The organism is Bacillus sp. L_1B0_5, assembly GCF_000836715.1.
Lineage (GTDB): Bacteria > Bacillota > Bacilli > Bacillales > Bacillaceae_G > Bacillus_A > Bacillus_A thuringiensis_S.
This window is the reverse complement of sequence record NZ_JXIS01000162.1, coordinates 1-979: the sequence shown is the minus strand read 5'-3', so window position 1 is coordinate 979 and position 979 is coordinate 1. Positions and strand designations below refer to the sequence as shown.

Genomic DNA, 979 nt, shown 5'->3' with positions numbered 1-979 from the left:
CTCACGATGATGTCCGCCACCATTTCCATGTGCATACAATTCAGCGGGCACGTCAATATGATGACCTGTATTTCCGTGAGCGGATTTAGAACCTCCACCATTTCCATGTTGACTCATATACCCTGTATTCCCATCTGCACTTCTAAAAAGTATGTAATTCATTGTGATTTCCTCCCTTTCTAAATTATATCTTCATACTAGCACAGTGTATTAGGGTAAAACATCATTAAATGATCGAAAATTCCGATATTTCAAACGTTGTGCAATCGCAAAAATAACAGGAACACTAACAGAATTACCCGCTTGTCGATACAATTGTGTATCTGAATTTACTTTACTTGCTCGTTCAAAAGCCGAACCTGAAAACCCTTGAAGTCGCCAAGTTTCTTTTGGTGTAAGACGTCTAATTCTAAAATCCTCTGTTAGTACTGCCTGATTGCAAGCTGTGTATCCAATGATTGATAATACATGTTAAAAGACTTCACCTGAATAGTTTAATCCTAAAACTTCCTGAGCAGAATATAAAATAAGGAAGCTGATTGGGATTGGTGAAGACCATTTTAATTAGAGATGACACATTGGCACATATAAAAAATGATTTAGTTGAAATCAGTCAGTCTAATGTAAATTCCAAAGGTTTAACTCATGTTCAAATTACATTAAACAAAAATGAAATTATACATCTCGCGAATAAACTGCAAAGTATGTTTGGAAAAGTAGATATTTGTATTCACTGTGATAAAGTGATAGATGCATTTGAAATGCCTTATCGATATAAAAATCGCAAACAAGCACATCTCGGTTGCCATATTTATAATAATAGAGGGCGTGTATAAATTAACTCCCCATCTTTTAAAGTAATGGGGAGTTAATTTATTGTTTTAATTGATTTGTCAAAATTGAGCGTCCCATTCATTAAGGTTTTTTATTACTTTTTTTCTTAAACGGGGCTTTAACTTTGCTAGCGTATCTTGTAATT

1 protein-coding gene and 1 pseudogene are annotated in these 979 nt (G+C 34.1%); one reads left to right on the top strand and one right to left on the bottom strand.

Going from position 1 to position 979, the window contains the following annotated elements; translation table 11 throughout:
• Positions 1-210 precede the first annotated feature (210 nt).
• Positions 211-447 (bottom strand): annotated as a pseudogene (locus RT27_RS34595) (DNA cytosine methyltransferase); the annotation flags it as partial.
• A 101-nt stretch (positions 448-548) separates the two neighbouring features.
• On the opposite strand from RT27_RS34595, the gene RT27_RS30940 reads away from it, so the two are divergent.
• Positions 549-836 carry a hypothetical protein gene (locus RT27_RS30940; RefSeq protein ID WP_231577725.1) on the top strand — a complete coding sequence of 96 codons (288 nt, stop codon included), beginning with the start codon at positions 549-551 and terminating at the stop codon, positions 834-836.
• The last annotated feature ends 143 nt before the right edge of the window (positions 837-979 follow it).